Source organism: Bacteroidales bacterium (assembly GCA_017521245.1).
Classification (GTDB): domain Bacteria; phylum Bacteroidota; class Bacteroidia; order Bacteroidales; family G3-4614; genus Caccoplasma_A.
This window is the reverse complement of the sequence record JAFXDI010000022.1, coordinates 1-21,119: the sequence shown is the minus strand read 5'-3', so window position 1 is coordinate 21,119 and position 21,119 is coordinate 1. Positions and strand designations below refer to the sequence as shown.

Here is a 21,119-nt window from a genome sequence, read left to right as displayed (position 1 = left end):
TTCAATCAGTTATTAATCTTTATCGCTAAATTCTCAGCACAACGTTCTCCGTCAATAGCCGCTGAAACAATGCCACCAGCATAACCGGCACCCTCGCCACACGGATATAATCCCTCTAATCTAATATGTTGTAAGTTATCAAAGTTTCTGGGAATTCTCACTGGAGAAGATGTTCGAGTTTCTACACCAATCATCAGAGCCTCATTGGTTAAAAATCCGTGAGCCTTTCTTCCAAATTGTTCAAAACCTCCCTTTAATCTTTCTGTAATAAATTGAGGCATCCAGAAGTGAAGAGGCGAAGATATTACACCGGGAGTGTATGATGTAGAGGGAAGGGTAGAAGATAGTCTGCCTTTAACAAAATCCTCCATTCTTTGGGCAGGAGCGGTCTGACCTTTACCATTAGCAAAACAAGTAGCCTCTAATCTCTCTTGAAATTCCAAACCTGCCAATATGCCATTGAAACCCTCTTTTTTTAAATCTTCAGGGCGAATTTCAACCACCATACCAGAGTTTCCCCACTTAGAGCCTCTATTTGAAGGAGACATACCATTCACAACAATTTGGTTATCGCCACTTGCCGCAGGAACAACAAAACCTCCCGGGCACATACAAAACGAATATACACCACGCTCTTTAACTTGCGAAACAAAAGCATATTCAGCAGCAGGCAAATACTCACCTCTACCTTTTTTGCTATGGTATTGAATACAATCCAACAAATGTTGAGGGTGTTCCAATCTTACACCCACAGCAAAACCTTTTGCCTCAAGTTCAATATTATTGTTGTTAAGGTATCTATAAACATCCCTTGCCGAGTGTCCGGTAGCAAGAATAACATCCCCTAAAAACTCGCTTCCATCTTCACAGATAACACCCTTAACTCTATTGCCTTTAACAATAAGTTGAGTCATTTTCTTCTCAAAATATACCTCTCCACCAGAGGCTATAATCTGATTCCTTATATTCTCAATAACCTTAGGAAGTTTATCGGTACCAATATGCGGATGAGCATCATATAATATCGATTCCGATGCCCCGAACTGGCAAAGAATATTTAAAATTCTCTCAACCGAGCCTCTCTTTTTACTGCGAGTATAGAGTTTACCATCAGAGTATGCCCCAGCACCACCTTCGCCAAATGAGTAGTTCGACTCTCCGTTTACCTTATGCTCTCTACTAATAAGAGCAATATCTTTTCTGCGGGCATGAACATCCTTGCCACGCTCAAGCATAATAGGTTTTATCCCAAGTTCAATAAGGCGTAACGATGCAAACAAGCCTGCCGGACCGGCACCCACAACAATAGCATTTTTGCACTTAGAAACATCCCTGTATTCTCTACGCTCAAAAGCCTCGTTTTGAGGCATCTCTCCACAAAAGACTCTAACTCTGAGGTTAATATAAATGGTAGGTTTTCTGGCATCAATAGAGCGTTTCAAAATTCTTATACAATCAATGCTCTTGGCATCAATACCAGTTTCACGCTCAATATAAAGTTTTAATTCGCTTTCGGTCGCTGCAATTCTGGGAATAACCCTAATATCAATATCTCTAACCATACTCAATTACCCGAAAAGTTGTCGAAAAGCCTCATCAACTTTTCTAACCTCAACAATATTAATAGAAAGTTTACTCCTGTCAAAACCTTTAAGATTATCGACAGGAATAATAATCTTTTTAAATCCCAATTTATCAGCCTCTAATATACGCTGTTCAATTCTGTTTACAGCCCTGATTTCTCCCGATAGACCAACCTCGCCAGTCATGCAAATACCGCTATCAATAGCAATATCCATATTTGAAGAAAGCACAGCACTAATAACAGCCAAGTCCATAGCAGGATCATTAACTTTCAACCCACCTGCAATATTAAGGAAGACATCTTTTTGAGCAAGTTTAAAACCAACACGTTTCTCCAAAACCGCCAAAAGCATATTCATACGTCTTGCATCAAACCCGGTAGATGAACGTTGAGGAGTACCATAAACAGCACTACTTACCAACGATTGAGTCTCGATTAAGAAAGGTCTTGCACCCTCAATAGCAACAGCCGTAGCAACTCCACTCATACCGGCGTGGGATTGCGAAAGAAGCAACTCCGAAGGATTTTCAACAGGGCGTAAGCCATCCTGACGCATCTCATAAATACCCAACTCCGAAGTATTACCAAACCTATTCTTAATAGACCTAAGGATACGATACATGTAGTGTCTATCTCCCTCAAACTGAAGAACAGCATCAACAATATGCTCTAAAACCTTAGGTCCGGCAATGCTACCCTCCTTATTAATATGACCAATAACAATAATAGGAGTATTGCTCTCTTTCGCATACTTAAGAATAGCAGCGGCACACTCTCTTACCTGAGCAACGCTACCAGCCGATGACTCCAATATGTCAGTTGAGATAGTCTGTATCGAATCAATAATGAGCAGTTGAGGTTCAACGTTTTTAATATGAGTAAATATACCTTCAAGCGAAGTGTCGCAAACAATATAACAATCGCTATCACTACACCCAATCCTCTCGGCACGCATCTTAAGTTGTCTTGCACTCTCTTCGCCCGAAACATAAAGAGTTTTAACCCCCTTTAAACGAAGAATAGTTTGAAGAATAAGAGTAGATTTACCAATACCGGGTTCACCACCAATAAGCACCATCGAACCTGCAACAATGCCACCACCTAAAACGCGGTTAAATTCACTGTCGCCCATATCCATTCTAACCTCTTCACTACTCTTTATCTCGTTAATAAGAGTAGGCTTTATCTTATTGGAATTATCTCCAAGGATGTCAATTTTGTTGTTGGTAGATTTAGCACTAACAATCTCTTCAACATACGAGTTCCACTCACCGCAAGCAGGGCATTTGCCCAACCACTTAGGCGAGTCAGCACCACATACCGAACAAACATACACAGTCTTATTTTTTGCCATAATATAAATTGTGTTTCTTAACTACAAAGTTAGTGTATAAAGCTCTTACTACAAAGAAACTTTAAACTAAGAAATAAACAAAAATCAAAAATAATACTATTATAAATTAAAATTTAAGAGCGAAGTTTATGGTTTGTTTTGGTAAGTTAAAGGCGAACAACCAACAGCATTTTTAAAATATACACCAAAAAACGATTGGTTAGCAAAGTTTAGCATATCACTAACCTGTTGCACAGTATATTGTTTGCTTTTTAAAAGAGCCTTTGCTTCCAAAATAACAAAGTCCTTAATCCATTCACTTGCGTGGCGGTCGCTAACTTCGTGAATAACTTGAGAAAGATATTTAGCAGTTAAACATAACTTATCAGCATAAAAACCAATTTTACGTTCTGAGGTATGATACTCTTCTAATAACTGCATAAATTGGTCAAAAATCATATTTCTCCTGTTTTTATTTTCCTTCCCATTAAACACACCATTCTTAATCAAGAGTCTGTAATAGTGGTATTGAAAGATATTTATATAGTTTTGAATAATCTCATTTTTATAAACCTTCTCATCATCTTTTATCTCCTTTTTAATATTCTTGTAAATATTGATAAACTCATCAATTTCATAATTGTTAAGAGATATGATAGGGAGTTTAAAAATTAAATTATGATTTAATATCGTCTTATTGGAGCCTATGTTTGTATTCAAAAAGTCAGCAGAGAAAGCAATGGTTATAATTTTACAATCATTTGATATATTTCTATATTGTCCTATTGTTCCAGCAGGAATAATAACAATGTCGTTACAAACCAATTTGTACTCATTCATGTTCGATCTGATTTCAATACTACCTCCCAGACACAATATTGCAATAGAGAACTTAATCTTAAAAGGGTGTGAAATAGAATCGAGAGGAGAATTTTTAAGACACTCACTAATACTATCCTCTATAATATCCCTATCAAGATTATCCGAAACAAAAACATCGTTGTTATGAAAATAAGTCCACTTGTTTTGCGGAAGCATCATCATGCTCAAAGGTTCAACTTGTTTATTATTTTTCATCAGTAAATAAAAAGTTAGTATTTCTGCAAATATATACTTATTTGAATAAAAAACCGGGAAATCTTCCATTTAAATATACAAAAAAACGAAAAAATGAACAAATATTTAGAAACAGAAAACAAAGTAAAATGGTAAAAAATATAGAAATTTGCAGTTCAGAAAATATATAAAAATAATATAAGATATGAAAAGAAACATTTATGCAATGTTGCTTATTGTGGCAACACTATTAGTCTCATGTGGTGAGACACAAAAAGATGATTATGTAAGTAGTGTATATCTGATCTCTCCCACGCTTCTCGGTGGTGACAACACTAAGAGCTATTCAGGAATGATAGAGGCAACTAACGATATAAGTCTTGGTTTTAAAACTCCGGGAGAGATAGAGAAGATATATGTAAAAGAGGGAGACTATGTTCGCAAAGGGCAACTCCTTGCAGAGTTAGACGACTCAGACTATAAACTTGGAGTAGAAGCCCTTGAAATACAGTATAATCAGGTAAAAGATGAAGTTGCACGTGTCGAAAAGCTCTATCAACAAAAGAGTGTATCGGTAAACGATTACGAAAAAGCAACAGCAGGATTAAAACAGTTAGCCGTACAACTGCAACTAAACCAAAACAAACTCGAATATACAAAACTATATGCCCCAACCGATGGATATGTACAATCGGTAAATTTTTCGCCAGCCGAGATGGTTGATGCAGGAACAGTACTATTTAAACTCCTTGATGTCTCGCAAATGGAGATAGTAGCAGATATTCCTGTTAGTGAATATCAACAACGAGCAAACTTCAAAGAGTTCTATTGCGGTGTAGCGGGAGTAGAAGCGAGAATACCCTTAAAATTGATAAGCATCAATCCCAAAGCCGATGGAAATCAACTATATCGAATAAAACTAACATTCACTCAAGCACCGGTAAAACTACTAACAGCAGGAATGAATGTCGATTTAACAATAGTATCATCCTCACAACAAGATAAAGAGCAATATCAACTTCCTTTGAGTGCAATATTCAAAGAAGGAGACAAATCGTATGTATGGGAATTTAAATCCGATTCAACCATAACAAAACAAGAGGTAGAACTCTCTGCTAAACTTGTAAACGGAGAGGCAGTTATCGAGTCGGGAATAACACCTGATATGAAAATAGTCCGCACAGGAAATGTAAATTTACAACAAGGCGAAAAAGTAAAACCCATACAAGAGAGTAGTAAAACCAATATAGGAGGATTGCTATAATGAAGATAACAGAATATTTTGTTAAGCGTCCCATAATATTTTGGTCGCTTATGGTGGCATCAATAGTAGCGGGAGTACTCTCGTTTATACAGATGCCTAAATTAGAAGATCCAGCCGTATCGGCAAAACAAGCAATGGTTGTGGTACCATATCCGGGAGCAAGTGCTCACGAAGTGGAGTTGAAGGTAGCACAATTTATGGAAGAAGAGTTAAGAGCATTACCCAATGTAAAAAAGGTAAAGAGCGAGTGCCAAAACGGAATGGCAATGTTTACCGTAGAGTTTAAGATGACTGTTCTAAACAAAGATTTGGAGCAACACTTTGACCTACTCCGCCGCAAAGTAAACGATGCTTCAATGCGTCTTCCTCAAGAGTGCTATTCACCCATTGTAATAGATGATATGATGGATGTATATGGAATATTCTATTCGCTGTCAGCGCCCGGTTATGAATATTCCGACCTATACAAATATGCCAAATATCTCCGCCGAGAACTTCTTGATGTAGAGGGAGTAAAACGAATAATATTAAGCGGTAATCGCGATGAAGTAATAAACATAGTACTCTCAAAAGAGCAGATAACACGCAATGGAATAATACCCACACAAATAATGTCGGCATTGCAATCGGCAGGAAAAACAGTAAACTCAGGACGCTATCAAACAGGCGAAGAGAGAATATCTGTCTATGTCGATTCCGATGTTGAGAATGAAGAAGATATTCGTAACCTGTTAATCCAGACAATGGATGGACGCAAATTGCGATTAGGCGACATAGCAAAAGTAGAACGCACCTATTCAGAGCCCCAGCGCAATGGATTCTTTGTAAGTGGCGAGCCAGCCATGGCAATATGTATAGCAATGGAGTCTTCAGTAATAGTACCTGATGTAGGAAAAGCAGTAGATGCCAAGTTGGCAGAGGCAATGAAAACACTCCCCATAGGATTTAAAACCGAAAAAATATTCTTTCAACCCGATAAAGTAGATGACGCAATCTCATCATTTATGATAAATCTATTAGAGTCGGTATTGATAGTAGTATTGGTTTTGGTATTTACAATGGGCTACCGTAGTGGACTCATCATCGGATTTGGATTAATACTAACAATAGCCATATCGTTCCCTGTATTATTAATGATGGGAACAACCCTGCAACGAATATCATTAGGAGCATTCATCGTAGCAATGGGAATGTTGGTTGATAATGCCGTTGTAATAATGGACGGAATCCTAATAGATAAAAAAAGAGGATTACCCCAAGACACTTACCTATATCGCATAGGAAAAAATACAGCAATGCCATTGTTGGGAGCAACAATAATAGCAGCCACAACATTTTTGGCAATATATCTCTCACCCGATTCAGCAGGAGAGTATGCAGGAGACCTGTTTTTAGTACTATGTGTAAGTCTGTTGGTAAGTTGGGTGTTGGCATTGGTGCAAGTGCCAATGTGTGCAAAAGCGTGGTTGCCAAAAACTGAAAAATCAAAAGCATCAAAAGGAGAGGTAATGAACTCGCCGGCACACAAGTTTGTACGCAGATCAATAGACAAATTGGTTGAACATCGCAAAATAACACTCATTGTAGCAATAATATTATTAATGGCGTCACTCTTTGGAATGACAAAAGTAAAAAACCTGTTCTTTCCCGACTTTGATTACAAACAATTTGTGGTAGAGTGTTTCTTCCCATCAGCCTCAGATGCAAATATTGTAAGAGACAAACTCTTACAAATGAGCGAAGATATATCAAAGAATCCACATGTAGAGCGAGTAGCCATAAGTCAAGGATCAGCCCCTGCCCACTATTGTTTAGTACGACCAATGACATCAGGAGGAGACTGTTATGGTGAGTTGATAATCGACTGCAAAGACTACAACAGCGTAATAAAATATATCCCCGAGATACGAAAAGAGTTACGCGAAAAATATCCTGAAGCATACATACGTACTCGAAAATACAACTTCTCAATAGCAACCTCACACACCGTTGAGGTAGAATTCACAGGAGCCGATCCCGCAGTATTACGCAAATTAAGTGCTCAAGCCGAAGATATAATGCGACGTTGTGAGTACGTAGATAAATACTCGGTACAAAACAACTGGAAACCCGTAGGAAAATCATTAGTAGCACAATATATACAACCCGATGCACTACGAGCAGGAGTAGGGCGAGGTGATGTAGCAAATGCACTAATGGCAGCAAATGACGGAATGACAGTAGGAGTACTGAACGACCAAGAGAAGATGGTTATGATAAATCTTCAAGTACGCAATAGTGACGGAAGTCGTATCACAAACATTGAAGAGATACCGGTATGGAGTATGATGAACGTACACCTCTCAAACGATGATTTGAATAGTGCCCTATCTGGAGGTAAGGCAATGACCGCCTTACAAGATAAAATGTTCAAATCAACCCCATTGAGCAATGTAGTCAAAGATGTAAATTTAGAGTGGGACGAAGATTTGGTATATCGTGTCAATGGTCGCAGAGCAATAGAAGCAGAGTGCGATCCCGCAATTGAAAACGATGAAGCAACCCCTGCAAAAATAGTACAAGAGATAAAAGAAGAAATAGAAGCAATACCATTACCCGAAGGCTACACAATGCGATGGTTAGGGGAGGGCGAATTGCAAGGAGATGCAATGAAAAACCTCTTCAAATACATACCTATTACCATATTTATAATATTAGCAATATTGCTACTATTATTCAATAGTTGGAAAAAGGTAATACTTATATTAATATGTTTTCCATTCGTATTCTGTGGAATAGTAGCAGCCCTATTACTCTCAAATCAGCCTATGACCTTTATGGCAATCATAGGAATGTTAGGACTTGTAGGAATGATGGTAAAAAATGCCATAGTGTTGGTAGATGAGATAAACCGTCTGCAAGTAGAGGAGGGAGTAGAACCATACAAAGCAATAGTTGAAGCAACCGTATCACGCGTACGCCCAGTACTTATGGCATCTCTCACAACCATAGTAGGAATGATACCACTAATAGGAGATCCCATGTATAGTTCAATGGCAATAACCATTATGGGGGGATTGACATTTGGAACAATAATAACACTAATATTGTTACCAATATTTTACGCAGTACTATTCCGTATTAAAAAACCAACAAACGTATAACCACTATGATAAAAACATATAAAACAGTAATAGTATTACTATTAACCGTAATATTGTCGCAAAATATAAATGCACAAACCACACTCACACTATCACAAGAGGAGTGCCGTCAAAGAGCATTAACGTATAGCGAGGATTTAAAGAAAAGTGACAATAAAATAGAACAGGCACAAATAGATAAATACTCAACCGTTACAGCCTTTCTGCCTAAGGTAGATGCAACAGGAATGGGAATATATATGACTCCGCTCGAAATGGCAGGAATGGGAGCCGAAATGCGAATGGATGGAGCATATATGGCAGGACTCTCGTTAATGCAACCCATATATACAGGCGGAAAAATCCTAACAGGACGCAAGATGGCGAAAATAGGCGAGTCGGTAGCAGAAGAGCAACAACGAATGACACAAATGGATGTAATAGTAGAAGCCGACAACGCCTACTGGACATATTTGGCAGTAAGTCGTAAAGTAAAGATGATGGAGAGTTACTCACGCCAAATGGATACAATCTACAACCAAACCAAAGCAGCACTATCAGTAGGAATGGCAACAGAAAACGATATGTTGCGAGTAGAAGCGAAACGAAGCGAGATAAAATACCAAACACAAAAAGTACAAAACGGAGCCGACCTTTGTAGAATCTCATTATGTAGAGTAATAGGAGCCGATTACGACACACAAATAGAATTAACCGATACCACATTTGTAGCCGAGCCAATGCTCTCATTAAGTGACGATTTAAGCAACCGACCAGAATTGACAATGTTGCAGAAGAACGTAGATATAAACGAACAACAGATAAAAATGGTACGAGCAGATATGTTACCAATGGTAGCCCTATCGGCAGGATACACCTACTTTGGAAACATAAAAATGGAGACAATGGTAGATGTAGGAGGAGGAATGTATATGCCCTTTACCAGCGAATTCAAAGACGGAATAGGAACAGCAATGTTAGCAGTGCAAATACCCATTTTGCATTGGGGCGAAGGATTTAAGAAAGTAAAAAAAGCAAAATTAGAGTTTGCCAACGCACAATTAGAACTCGATAAAAACAAAAAACTCCTAAACCTGCAAGTACAACAAGCCATACGTAACGTTCAAGACAGCTATATGATGATAGAAACAGCCACCATAGCACTAAAACAAGCCGAAGAGAACTTGCGAGTAATGCGAAATCGTTATGACCAATCAATGGCACCCCTAACCGATTTGTTAGACGCACAATCACAGTGGCAACAATCATACAGCAACTATATCGAAGCACAGTCGCAATACAAGATATACGAAACCGAATATCTCCGAGCAATAGGAAATTTGTAGTTGTTAACCAAGTAGGGACGTGGCCTGCCACGTCCGCCGAAAAGATAATTATAATTCTATTCATTTAATAAGCAAAAGGTTGTTACCCACAAGTAACAACCTTTTGCTATTTATTATTAGTCTATTAGTCTTATTGGACTAATTAGAGTAATTAGCCAATAACAAACAACTGAGAACTACTCTCTGACCGCCACCATCTTTTTACCATGCCCTTTAACCTTACAACACTTAACCGAAAGAGGATGACACTCTTCACGCTCCTTGTAACCCTCGTAAGCAACTTTCTGAACAGGATTTAGAGAACTGACAAAACGCTCTTCAGCTTTCTCTTGTTTCTTTAAGTGTCTTGCTCTCATAGCAAACTTTTCTTTTTTGTAATTAGTACGCTCTTTGCTCTCCATCAAATTAAGTTTAAAAAGTTTCTCGGTCTGCTTATTATTCAAGTGGAGGCGGTGTCTCATATTCTCAGTCTTATACTCAGCCCAATCGCGAGGAGTCATAGCATTACCCCTCTTCTCGGTAAGCACCCTATAAATAGGAATCTTCTCCTCCGTCATACTCACAATAGAGTCGTGACCATTCAAATTTATAATCTCTAAACTGTTAAGGGTTAAAGTATCCCTAACCACAATGCCTTTGTTCAACTCTTTATGGTATCTATCTTTTGCCTCGCCATTAAAAGCAAAAATAGCACCAAGAGCAACAATAAGATAAAGTTTCTCCATATCAATAAAATTAAGATTTATAATAAATACATTTAACTTCAAAAAAAGTTCAAAAAACACTATCTTTGCAGAAGTAAACTTCTGCGAAAATAGGCTGCACCTCGGCATAGAATAAACAAGTTTTACTCTGCTCTCGGTTTGCACTATCTTTGCAAAATAAAATCCTGCGAAAATAGGCTGCACCTCGGCATAGTTAAAACAAGTTTTACTCTGCTCTCGGTTTGCACTATCTTTGTAAAAACATTTAAGTAATAGAAAAAATAAACAAATAAAAAGAACCCTCACTATGGGGGGAAGGAGAGGATAGATAACAATGGCAAAACAACGATTAGAGTCGCTCGATGTATTAAGAGGATTTGACCTCTTCTGTTTAGTAGTATTAGAAACAACACTACACCCATTAGCACACGCATTAGATAGCGAGGCATTTAATAAATTTATGTGGTGTTTTACACACGTAGAGTGGGAAGGCTTCTCATCGTGGGATTTAGTAATGCCACTCTTCCTCTTTATGACAGGAATAACCATACCATTTTCGCTATCATCAGTAAAACGAGATAGAACACAGCCACGTCTGCCCATATATAAGCGAATAATAAAACGCTTTATAATATTGTGGATATTCGGAATGATATGCCAAGGCAACCTGCTTGCCTTAGACCCCTCACGAATATATCTCTACTCAAACACACTACAATCAATAGCATTAGGATATTTAGTATCATCAATTCTGTTTATAAACCTAAAAACCACAACACAAGTAGCAGTATCAATATCATTGCTACTCATATATTGGGCATTAATGCAGTTCGTATCGGTCGAAGGCTACGGAGCAGGCAATTACACCCCAACCGCCAACTTTGCCGAGTGGGTAGATAGAGCAGTGTTAGGTCGTTTCAGAGATATGGCAACCATAGGAGCAAACGGCGAGGTAGTATATGCCCCTTGGTATAACTACACATGGATAGTAAGCTCACTAAACTTTGTAGTAACCGTAATGTCGGGAATGTTTGCAGGAATAATACTAAAAAACACAAACACCACCGCAATAAAAAAATTTAAACAACTACTATATATAGGAATAGCATTAGTAGTATTAGGCTATCTATTAGGATACGTACATCCCATAATCAAAAAACTATGGACAAGTTCAATGACCATATACAGCAGTGGCTGGTGTTACGTACTAATGGCACTTTTCTATTGGATAATAGACGTAAAAGGCTATAAAAAACATACCCAACTATTAAAAGTATATGGAATGAACTCCATAACAGCCTATATGCTCACAATAGTAGTAAGTTTCAGTAGTGTGTCACAATCCCTATTGCATGGCTTAGAACAATACATTGGAGCATATTATCCCTTTATCATAGCCGTTAGCAACTGCACAATCATATACCTGATACTCCGCTATATGTATAAGCACCAAATATATTTAAAGGTGTAATGCCAGTTAACAAACATTCGTTTGTTGAATCTGATCACGCTCGGCAGAGTTCAAGTAAACTTAACTCTGCTCTCACTTACTCGTGGCTTTGTTAGTTGTTAGTTGTCGGCACAAGTGCCGTCCCTTTGGGGTAGTTATTAGAATAACAATAAAAACACAATAACAAGCCAAACTCTTCCCCTCTTGTAGGGGAAGTACCCGCAGGGGGTAGGGGTAATAAATTGGTAAGCATTTTTATCTAATTGTTATAGTTACCATAGTTATCTTAGCTCTCTTCCCTAATAAAAGCCTTTTATGCCCTTTTGGGCCTTTTATAACTTTAATAGTCTTAAAACAACAGCGAGTTGCTCGTATGAGCAACTCGCTTATCTAACAACTAATAACTACCCGCAGGGTGGCATTAGCCGAAAACTAACAACTTTATTCCTCTCCTAAAAGGATTTCAAGTATTTGGCATGCAGCTTTTGAAACCGAAGTACCGGGTCCGAATATAGCAGCAACACCAGCCTTGTACAAGAAGTCATAATCTTGTGCGGGGATAACACCACCGGCAATAACAATTATATCCTCTCTGCCTAACTTCTTAAGTTCTTCAATAACTTGAGGAACAAGAGTTTTGTGTCCGGCTGCAAGTGAAGATACTCCCATAACGTGAACGTCATTCTCAACAGCTTGGCGAGCAGCCTCTGCCGGAGTTTGGAACAATGGTCCCATATCCACGTCAAAGCCACAATCGGCATAACCTGTTGCTACAACTTTTGCACCGCGGTCGTGTCCGTCTTGTCCCATTTTGGCAATCATAATACGTGGTTGACGACCTTCTCTCTTAGCAAACTCTTCGGTCAACTCTGTTGCACGAATAAAGTCTGAATCTTGTTTTGTCTCTGATGAATACACGCCTGAAATAGTTCTAATTACTGCTTTATATCTACCAACAACAACCTCGCAAGCATCTGAAATTTCTCCTAATGTTGCACGAACTTTTGCTGCTTTAACAGCCAAATCCAATAGGTTGCCCTCTTTGGTTTTAACACACTCTGTAATAGCATCCAATGCTGCTTTAACAGCAGCCTCATCGCGGTTTGCTTTAAGGGTATTCAAACGCTCAATTTGTTGTTTACGAACTTGAGTGTTGTCAACCTCAAGAATATCAATAGGAGCCTCTTTCTCCAAACGATATTTGTTTACACCAACAATAACCTGTTTGCCTGAGTCGATACGAGCCTGAGTTCTTGCTGCCGCCTCTTCAATGCGAAGTTTTGGTAATCCAGTCTCAATGGCTTTAGCCATACCACCCAATTTCTCAATCTCTTGAATATGCTCCCACGCTTTGTGAGCCAATTCGTTAGTAAGAGTCTCAACGTAGTAAGAGCCTGCCCATGGGTCAACCTCTTTAGTAACGTAAGTCTCCTCTTGAATATAAATTTGAGTATTACGAGCAATACGAGCCGAGAAGTCAGTTGGCAATGCAATAGCCTCGTCCAAAGCATTTGTGTGAAGTGATTGAGTGTGTCCCAATGCAGCACCCATAGCCTCGATACAAGTTCTGCCAACGTTATTGAATGGATCTTGCTCAGTAAGCGACCATCCTGAAGTTTGGCAGTGTGTACGCAATGCCAATGATTTTGGGTTTTTAGGATTGAATTGTTTAACAATCTTAGCCCACAACATACGAGCAGCACGCATCTTGGCAATCTCCATAAAGTAGTTCATACCTATTGCCCAGAAGAACGATAGGCGAGGAGCAAATGCGTCAATATCCATACCTGCATTAACTCCGGCACGAAGATACTCTAAACCATCTGCAAGAGTATAAGCCAACTCAATATCAGCAGTAGCACCAGCCTCTTGCATGTGGTAACCCGAGATTGAGATTGAGTTAAACTTAGGCATATTCTTTGAAGTATATTCAAAAATATCAGCGATGATTCTCATTGAGAATTCAGGTGGGTAGATATATGTATTACGCACCATAAACTCTTTAAGAATATCGTTTTGGATAGTACCTGCCATCTCTTCCAATTTAGCACCTTGTTCCAAACCTGCATTAATATAGAAAGCAAGGATAGGTAACACAGCACCATTCATTGTCATTGAAACAGACATTTTGTTCAAAGGAATACCATCAAACAAAACCTTCATATCCTCAAGACTGCAAATTGATACACCTGCTTTACCAACGTCACCAACAACACGTTCGTGGTCGGCATCGTAACCGCGGTGAGTAGCAAGGTCAAAAGCCACCGACAAACCTTTTTGTCCGGCAGCAAGGTTACGGCGATAGAATGCGTTTGACTCTTCGGCAGTTGAGAAACCTGCATATTGGCGAATAGTCCAAGGACGCATAACATACATTGTGCTGTAAGGACCTCTCAAATAAGGCTCCATACCTGCAACGTAGTTTAGGTGTTCCATTCCCTCCAAGTCCTCTTTGGTATAGATAGGCTTAACGGGGATAAGTTCGGGGGTAATCCAATTAGCCTCCGAGTTACATGCAACGCAAGTTGCTCCGTTTGCAAATGCGTCATTTATATTTATGTTACTGAAATCTGGTCTCATAGTTCTTATTTTATTGAAAGTTTGCTATTAAACGCTTGCAAAGTTTCAAGAACGTTGCTGCGAACATTTATAAACATATCTATACCTTGAGCTTTAAGTTCTTCGGCACATTCAGGAGCTCCTGCAACAACAAACATTGCACGTCCGTCTAACGCCTTAAAGGCTGCGGGAGCAAGAGTTGCATACTCCTCATCACTTGAACACAATACAACGATGTCAGCCCCTGCTTTAACAGCAGCCTCAACACCCTCTTCAACTGTGTCAAAACCAAGATTGTCAATAATTTTGTAACCGGCACAACCAAAGAAGTTGCCAGAGAATTGTGAGCGAGCAAGACGCATTGCAAGGTTACCTATTGTAAGCATAAATACAGTAGGTTGTTTGTCGTTACCCTCTGTTGCCAAACGTAACTCCTCAAATTGAGTAGCACCGCGACTGAAATCGAGAGTGGCAAAATCAGGCTCACATTTACCACCACCACAGCAACCGCATTTCTCTGCTTTAACAATCTTATCGGCTGCCTTCTCGTTGATGTTGGGATATTGGTTAGTACCCAATAAAATCTCTCTACGGCGAGCAATTGCACTACGGCGAGCATTGCCCGATGTGTTAACTCCGTTTTGAACACTTCCGCTCTTAACAGCAGAGTAGAATCCTCCCTCTGCCTCAACCTCTTTAAACAACTTCCATGCTTGTTCGGCAATAGAGGCTGTTAAATTCTCAACGTAGTAAGAGCCTGCCGAAGCATCAGTAATCTTATCAAAGTGCGACTCCTCTTTCAATAATAGTTGTTGGTTACGAGCAATACGCTCTGAGAACTCATCACTCTCTTTATATGTTGCATCAAAAGGAGTAACACAAATTGAATCAACACCAGCTAAAGCAGCCGACATTGTTTCAGTTTGAGTACGTAACAAGTTAACGTGTGCATCAAAAACTGTAAGATTGAATTTTGAAGTCTCTGCGTGAGATGCAATCTTGGCAGCACACAAACAAGCAGGTTTGTAAGCGGCAACAATCTCAGCCCACAACATACGAGCAGCGCGGAATTTTGCTATCTCCATAAAGAAGTTTGATGAGATACCAAAATTGAATTTAATGTTTTTAGCAGCCTCATCAACGCTTATGCCTTTATCAGTAAGCATACTCATATACTCGTTACCCCAAGCAAGAGCGTAACCAAGTTCTTGAGATATATACGAACCTGCATCGCACAACATAACAGAATCAACAGCCAAAACTCTGAATTTGGGTAACTCTGCCGAAGCCTTAACAAGGTTAGCGCAAATATCTGCTAAGTTCTCAATATCTTTACCTCTGACAAGAAGCTTTTTGAAAGGATTGTAATTCAATGAACCTTTAACTTTCTCCTTGTCAGCACCAATAGAATCGATGTAAGTTTTATATACATTCAAAAGGTTTTCTGCTTGGCGTACGCAACAACGGAAGTTAATCTCGGTCTCCTCAATGTTTATACCATTAAGAAGAGCAGCAATACCGTTAGCGTTAATACTGTCAGCCTCAACTTTAAAGCAAAGCGAAGTAACACCTTTAGTTAAAACATCTTTTGCTTTTGCGTTAGCAGCAACAACATCACTTGCTTTAATGTCTTGGCGAATTAACCAAACATTGTCGCATTTAGTACCACGTACAAAGGGAAACTCTCCGGGAGCAGAATTTGTAGAACTCATACCCTCTGTGTCCTCGGCTCTGTACATGGGTTTAACATTAAACCCTTCGTTTGTTCTCCAAACAAGTTTTTTCTCAAAGTCGGCACCTTTAAGGTCGGCCGTAACTTTTTCAATCCACGCCTCTGTTGATACTGGCGGGAATTGTTCGAATAATTTTTCTTTACTGTTTGCCATAGTCTTTCCAGACTTAATATGTTAAAATAATAGTTCTCAATCAACAATGTAATTACATTAATTGTAAAAAACATTGTATCTGGCAAATTTAAATAAAGATTTTAATAAAAGGAAATTTTATAGTAGATAAATCTATTAAAAATTAGGATTGCTTATTTATCATTAGTTCCTCTAATGACCTAAAAGACCTTAAAGACTCTATTAACTAAAAACTAACAACTACCCCGAAGGGGGCGGTTGAGTTTACGAAACCGACAACTAACAATTTATAACTCTCTCTCCCAACTCTTTAGCCAACTGAACCTTAATAGCGTTATAGTTGTTGAGTTCTTTCAAAAGAAGCATAACCTTTTCGTTGTCTTTATTCTTGAATGCCTCTTTTAGTGATACGTTAAGTTGCTTAATCTGCTCGCTTATAATAGCATCTTTCAACTCTGTAATCATTCTGCGAGCAAGAGAAACAACACGCTCTTCATCACTCTTGATAGTTTGCTTTTTACTTAAGCGATATTTTTCGCTGATTAAATCAACCGCAATTTTGCTGATAACTTCATCTCTGTGATTTAAGAAGTGCTTGGTTATTGCTTGGTTAATATCTTCAATATATTTAATCCAGTAGTTGATTTTGTCCTTCTCGGTACGAGCATCAATACACTCGTATGTAATTATACCTCTATTATCTTTCCCTTTTAGGTTCTCAGAGTTTATAAATTGCTCCACCCATCCATCTCTGCATTCAAGAGCCTCGTTAATCATTTGAGCATAAATCTCAGTTGAAAAATCAATGCCATCTTTCTTTAACTCATCAACAATAAAAGATAAAATATCGGTAACCTCGCCATTCGAGTCAAACATAGGAGTTAAACCATATTTTATAATAAATCTAAGCAAACTCTTTTCGTAAACCTCTACTATCGATTTTTTATTAACATCAATACCGATAGGGGTGGGAGAGGAGTCGGGATGTTCATCTTTAGCACTTATTGGAGCGCTCTCTTGAGGCATATTTGCGGGCGAAGGTCCCGATTCTGCCTTCTTGATACGTTCCGTTGCAACTGCTTTGAGCAGAACATCTTCGCGAGTCTCCATTATTCTGCTACACTCTTTAATATATACTGAGCGAGTAATCTCATCTGGTATTACCGAAATAGATTGAACAATATCTGTAATAAGCCCTGCTCTACGAAGAGGATCTTCTCCTGCATCTTTAATAAGCAAGTTTGTTTTAAAGGTAATAAAGTCTGTTTCGTTTGCTTTAATATATTCGGTAAATTCCGATGCACTCTGTTTCTTAGCAAAAGAGTCGGGATCATCTCCATCAGGGAGCAAAACAACCTTTACCTTCATACCCTCTTCAAGTAGCATATCAATACCCCTTAGCGAAGCCTTTATACCGGCAGCATCGCCATCATATAAAACGGTAATATTTTCGGTAAAGCGGTGTATCTGCCTGATTTGTCCGTTGGTAAGAGAAGTACCCGATGAGGCAACAACATTCTCAATACCAGCTTGGTGCATCGACAGAACATCGGTATAACCCTCAACCAAAAAGCAGTTGTTCTGTTTTACCATAGCACTTTTAGCGTGGTAAATACCATAGAGAACATTACTCTTATGATACACTTCCGATTCTGGCGAATTGAGATATTTGGCAGTCTTGTCGTTAGTTTTTAATATTCTACCTCCAAAGGCAATAACCTTACCTGCTAATGAATAAACAGGAAAAATAACCCTGCCTCTGAATCTGTCAATAAGTGAAGTGCCATCCTGACTCTCTATACACAAGCCAGTTTTTATAAGATAATCCTTGTTGTACCCACCTTTTTTAGCAGCCTCTGCCAAAGCATCGCGTTTTTCGGGAGAGTATCCAAGTCCGAATTTTTCAATAATATCTTCTCTGAACCCTCTCTCTTTAAAGTATGATAAACCAATTGCTCTACCTTCGTCAGTTTCTGTAAGATTTTTAGTAAAGAAATCCTTTGCAAACTCATTCACGATAAGCATACTTTCGCGAGTAGTCTTAGCCACTTTCTCTTTTTCGGTAAGTTCGCGTTCAGCAATCTCAATATTATATTTTTTAGCAAGATACTTTATTGCTTCATAGTATGTCATCTGCTCATGTTCCATAATAAAGTGGGCTGCATTACCACCTTTACCGCAACTGAAACATTTACAAATACCTTTCGAGGGAGATACACTAAACGAAGGAGTCCTCTCATCGTGGAAAGGACACAAGCCAATATAATTGACACCACGTTTACGAAGAGATACAAAGTCCGATACCACCTCAACAATATCGGCGGCATCCATAATTTTATCAATTGTAAGTTGGTCAATCATACGTAGTTAAATTAATTATTCTGTTTTGGGAGTACTACCCATCTCAAAGGTAATAGTTGCACCGTCCATAATCTGAGAATGAGAGATTGATTTCATATCACACTCCTTACCGTTAAGCAATATTTTTTGAATGTATATATTCTCCTTTGAAACTTCGGGTGCAAAAATAGTAAAACATTTTCCATTGCTCAAATTAATTTTTGCACTTTTAACAATAGGTGAGCCAATCTCATAAATCTGCGAAGCAGGATTCATAGGGTAAAATCCCATAGCACTGAAAACGTACCATGCCGACATCTGTCCGCAATCCTCGTTACCGCACAACCCCGAAGGAGTATCGTTATAGAGTTCGTGCATAACTTTGGTAACATATTTTTGAGTTAGCCAAGGTTTACCAATATGGTTGTAAACGTATGTAACATGGTGGCAAGGCTCGTTACCATGAGCATATTCGCCAATCATACCGGTTGAGAATATAGGCAAATCATCCGAAACCGATAACGAGAACAAATCGTTCATCCTATCTAAGAATAACTCTTCTCCCATACGCTCTTGCATCCACATAATATCGTGATGTGCACCAAAAAGATATTGCCATGTATTGCTCTCAGTAATATGTTCGGTATATTCTCCGGGTTTGAAATTTTTAATGAAAGAGCCTTTGCTATCTCTTGCTTGTAAAAATCCCGTTTCTGGGTTATATAGGTTGCGATAGAATGTTGCTCTCTTTGCAAATTCATCAGCAATATCTTTTTTACCTATCTTTTCAGCCATTCGGGCAATGCACCAATCGTCAAAAGAGTACTCAATTGTTTTTGAAACAGACTCTTTCTCAATGTCGTAGGGAACATAACCATACTCCTTATATTCATCCAAAGCCCTGTAACCTTTAACATTGGCAGTGGCAACACAAGCATTTAAAGCCTCTTCAGCATCAAAATCACCAATACCTTTAAGATAAGCATCAACAATAACAGGAACGGAGTGATAGCCAATCATCATATCAGTTTCGTTGCCATAAAAACTCCATACAGGTAGTCGCCCAAACTCTTTGTAGTGGTTTAAAAACGACTTAACCATATCATTTACCCTGTCGGGGCAGATATATGTATATAGAGGGTGTGCTGCTCTGTAAGTGTCCCATAATGAGAATGTGCCGTATGTAACCATTGAACTGTCTCTATGATTTAACTTATCAGCACCTCTGTAACTGCCATCAACATCACTTGAAATAGTAGGAGCAGTCATACTATGATAAAGAGCAGTGTAAAATGTACGTAAAATCGTAGTATCGGGGCTTTCAATATCAATCTTTGAAAGTTCTCTGTTCCAACTATCGTAAGCCGCTTTGCGATAAGCATCAAAACCACCCTCAATATGCTCTGCTTGCAAATTTAACTCAGCACCCTCAATACCTGTTTGCGAAATTGCAGTTCTTATAATCAATGTATCTCCTTCGTTGGTATCAAAATCCATTCTTGCAATAACACCATATCCACCCTTGTCAAGAGCCGTAGAGTCAATCTTGGCATATTTAAAAGGACGTGAAAGTTTTGATACAAAAAATATCTTCTGCTCTTGAGCCCAACCGGTAGAGTATCTGTAACCTTTAATAGTAACCGAGTCGGCAAACTCAATATGGCTATCAATAGTAGCATCCCAGTTCATGGCCTTTGCCAAATTTAAGAATACCGATGCCTCAGCCTTAGGAAAGGTGTATCGTTGAACACCGCAACGCTCAGTAGCAGTAAGTTCAACCTTAATGTTGTAATCTTTCAAAAGAACCTTATAATACCCTGCCTCTGCAACCTCGCTATCGTGCGAGAATTTAGAGTGAATACCCAATGGAGCCTCAGCCTCGTTATAAGGATTTGTAACAGGCATAAACGAAATATCATAAAGGTCGCCCGCACCGGTACCAGTCAAGTGGGTATGACTAAACCCTGCAATAGTGCTATCGGGATAAAAGTAACCGGCAATTCTATCCCAACCGGGCAACCCATTATCGGGGCTGAGTTGCACCATACCAAACGGAACAGTAGCACCCGGATATGTATTACCTGTATAATCAGTACCAACAAAAGGATTTACAAACTGAGCAAAATCCTTTGCTTTATCGTATTTACTACAACTTGCAAATATGAGTATAGAAATCAAAAATAAAAAATTGCGCATAATGTATAGTTATTAAATCTTTTAGCAAAGATACGAAGAACTTGCGTAAAAATGGCAGGATGAGGGTGAAATTTGATAAGTGGTTGGTACATATACCATTTTTGTGTTACCTCACCATATTGTTAAATTTGGCAGAAATAGCCGTATATGGTGGGTATTAGAGAAAGAATTGCTACCTATCCGTTGCCTTTTTATAGAAGGGAAAGTTGGTAGAAACAGCATCTTTAATCTCTTGCACATACCCTACAACAGCCACAAAGAACGCTTGTTTTATCTATCATTGCACTGACAAAGGTAAT

General features: G+C 38.7%; 12 protein-coding genes. 4 read left to right on the top strand and 8 right to left on the bottom strand.

Translation table 11 applies throughout. The features are described from left to right. Positions 1 to 5: 5 nt before the first annotated feature. From IKK64_04585 to IKK64_04575, 3 genes are all read right to left on the bottom strand, one after another. On the bottom strand, positions 6 to 1,562 hold the full coding sequence (locus IKK64_04585; GenBank protein MBR4119338.1) for an FAD-binding protein: 1,557 nt from the start codon (positions 1,560 to 1,562) through the stop codon (positions 6 to 8). Positions 1,563 to 1,568: 6 nt separating this feature from the next. Continuing rightward, positions 1,569 to 2,939, bottom strand: coding sequence for a DNA repair protein RadA (gene radA, locus IKK64_04580; GenBank protein MBR4119337.1), 1,371 nt, complete (start codon positions 2,937 to 2,939; stop codon positions 1,569 to 1,571). 126 nt (positions 2,940 to 3,065) lie between these two features. Then, complete coding sequence (locus tag IKK64_04575) at positions 3,066 to 3,995, bottom strand: AraC family transcriptional regulator (GenBank protein MBR4119336.1); 930 nt, start codon at positions 3,993 to 3,995, stop codon at positions 3,066 to 3,068. Positions 3,996 to 4,200: 205 nt separating this feature from the next. Here IKK64_04575 and IKK64_04570 point away from each other — a divergent pair, with 205 nt between their 5' ends. Genes IKK64_04570 through IKK64_04560 form a run of 3 tightly spaced genes read left to right on the top strand, consistent with a single transcriptional unit; the run spans position 4,201 to position 9,706 of the window. Then, positions 4,201 to 5,238 (top strand): efflux RND transporter periplasmic adaptor subunit, encoded by a 1,038-nt coding sequence (locus IKK64_04570; GenBank protein MBR4119335.1) that lies wholly within the window; start codon positions 4,201 to 4,203, stop codon positions 5,236 to 5,238. Then, the gene (locus tag IKK64_04565; protein ID MBR4119334.1) at positions 5,238 to 8,381 is read left to right on the top strand and encodes an efflux RND transporter permease subunit; all 3,144 of its coding nucleotides are present in this window, start codon (positions 5,238 to 5,240) and stop codon (positions 8,379 to 8,381) included. Before IKK64_04570 ends, IKK64_04565 begins: the two co-directional genes overlap by 1 nt. A 5-nt stretch (positions 8,382 to 8,386) precedes the next feature. After that, positions 8,387 to 9,706, top strand: a complete 1,320-nt coding sequence (locus tag IKK64_04560; protein ID MBR4119333.1) for a TolC family protein — start codon at positions 8,387 to 8,389, stop codon at positions 9,704 to 9,706. 176 nt (positions 9,707 to 9,882) lie between these two features. Here the strand turns inward: IKK64_04560 and IKK64_04555 are convergent, their stop codons facing one another. Next, complete coding sequence (locus tag IKK64_04555) at positions 9,883 to 10,431, bottom strand: hypothetical protein (GenBank protein ID MBR4119332.1); 549 nt, start codon at positions 10,429 to 10,431, stop codon at positions 9,883 to 9,885. Between the two features lie 313 nt (positions 10,432 to 10,744). Between IKK64_04555 and IKK64_04550 the strand changes: the two genes are divergently transcribed. Then, a complete protein-coding gene (locus IKK64_04550) occupies positions 10,745 to 11,881 on the top strand; it encodes a DUF5009 domain-containing protein (protein MBR4119331.1) in 1,137 nt (378 codons plus the stop codon). Positions 11,882 to 12,301: 420 nt separating this feature from the next. On the opposite strand, the gene scpA is transcribed toward IKK64_04550, so the two are convergent. The 4 genes from scpA to IKK64_04530 form a co-directional block, all read right to left on the bottom strand. After that, positions 12,302 to 14,440 (bottom strand): methylmalonyl-CoA mutase, encoded by a 2,139-nt coding sequence (gene scpA / locus IKK64_04545; protein ID MBR4119330.1) that lies wholly within the window; start codon positions 14,438 to 14,440, stop codon positions 12,302 to 12,304. A 5-nt stretch (positions 14,441 to 14,445) separates the two neighbouring features. Next, positions 14,446 to 16,305 carry a methylmalonyl-CoA mutase small subunit gene (gene mutA, locus IKK64_04540; GenBank protein ID MBR4119329.1) on the bottom strand — a complete coding sequence of 620 codons (1,860 nt, stop codon included), beginning with the start codon at positions 16,303 to 16,305 and terminating at the stop codon, positions 14,446 to 14,448. A 258-nt stretch (positions 16,306 to 16,563) separates the two neighbouring features. Continuing rightward, positions 16,564 to 18,645: a DNA primase gene (dnaG, locus tag IKK64_04535; GenBank protein ID MBR4119328.1), complete on the bottom strand. Its 2,082-nt coding sequence runs from the start codon at positions 18,643 to 18,645 to the stop codon at positions 16,564 to 16,566. 15 nt (positions 18,646 to 18,660) lie between these two features. Then, positions 18,661 to 20,820 (bottom strand): GH92 family glycosyl hydrolase, encoded by a 2,160-nt coding sequence (locus IKK64_04530; protein MBR4119327.1) that lies wholly within the window; start codon positions 20,818 to 20,820, stop codon positions 18,661 to 18,663. Positions 20,821 to 21,119 lie beyond the last annotated feature (299 nt).

Bases quoted from the DNA above. Each gene is read 5' to 3' on its own strand.
- radA (MBR4119337.1), bottom strand. From the start codon at position 2,939: ATGGCAAAAAATAAGACTGTGTATGTTTGTTCGGTATGTGGTGCTGAC.
- IKK64_04550 (MBR4119331.1), top strand. From the start codon at position 10,745: ATGGCAAAACAACGATTAGAGTCGCTCGATGTATTAAGAGGATTTGAC.
- dnaG (MBR4119328.1), bottom strand. From the start codon at position 18,645: ATGATTGACCAACTTACAATTGATAAAATTATGGATGCCGCCGATATT.
- IKK64_04565 (MBR4119334.1), top strand. From the start codon at position 5,238: ATGAAGATAACAGAATATTTTGTTAAGCGTCCCATAATATTTTGGTCG.
- IKK64_04570 (MBR4119335.1), top strand. From the start codon at position 4,201: ATGTTGCTTATTGTGGCAACACTATTAGTCTCATGTGGTGAGACACAA.
- IKK64_04575 (MBR4119336.1), bottom strand. From the start codon at position 3,995: ATGAAAAATAATAAACAAGTTGAACCTTTGAGCATGATGATGCTTCCG.
- IKK64_04585 (MBR4119338.1), bottom strand. From the start codon at position 1,562: ATGGTTAGAGATATTGATATTAGGGTTATTCCCAGAATTGCAGCGACC.
- IKK64_04530 (MBR4119327.1), bottom strand. From the start codon at position 20,820: ATGCGCAATTTTTTATTTTTGATTTCTATACTCATATTTGCAAGTTGT.
- IKK64_04555 (MBR4119332.1), bottom strand. From the start codon at position 10,431: ATGGAGAAACTTTATCTTATTGTTGCTCTTGGTGCTATTTTTGCTTTT.
- scpA (MBR4119330.1), bottom strand. From the start codon at position 14,440: ATGAGACCAGATTTCAGTAACATAAATATAAATGACGCATTTGCAAAC.
- mutA (MBR4119329.1), bottom strand. From the start codon at position 16,305: ATGGCAAACAGTAAAGAAAAATTATTCGAACAATTCCCGCCAGTATCA.
- IKK64_04560 (MBR4119333.1), top strand. From the start codon at position 8,387: ATGATAAAAACATATAAAACAGTAATAGTATTACTATTAACCGTAATA.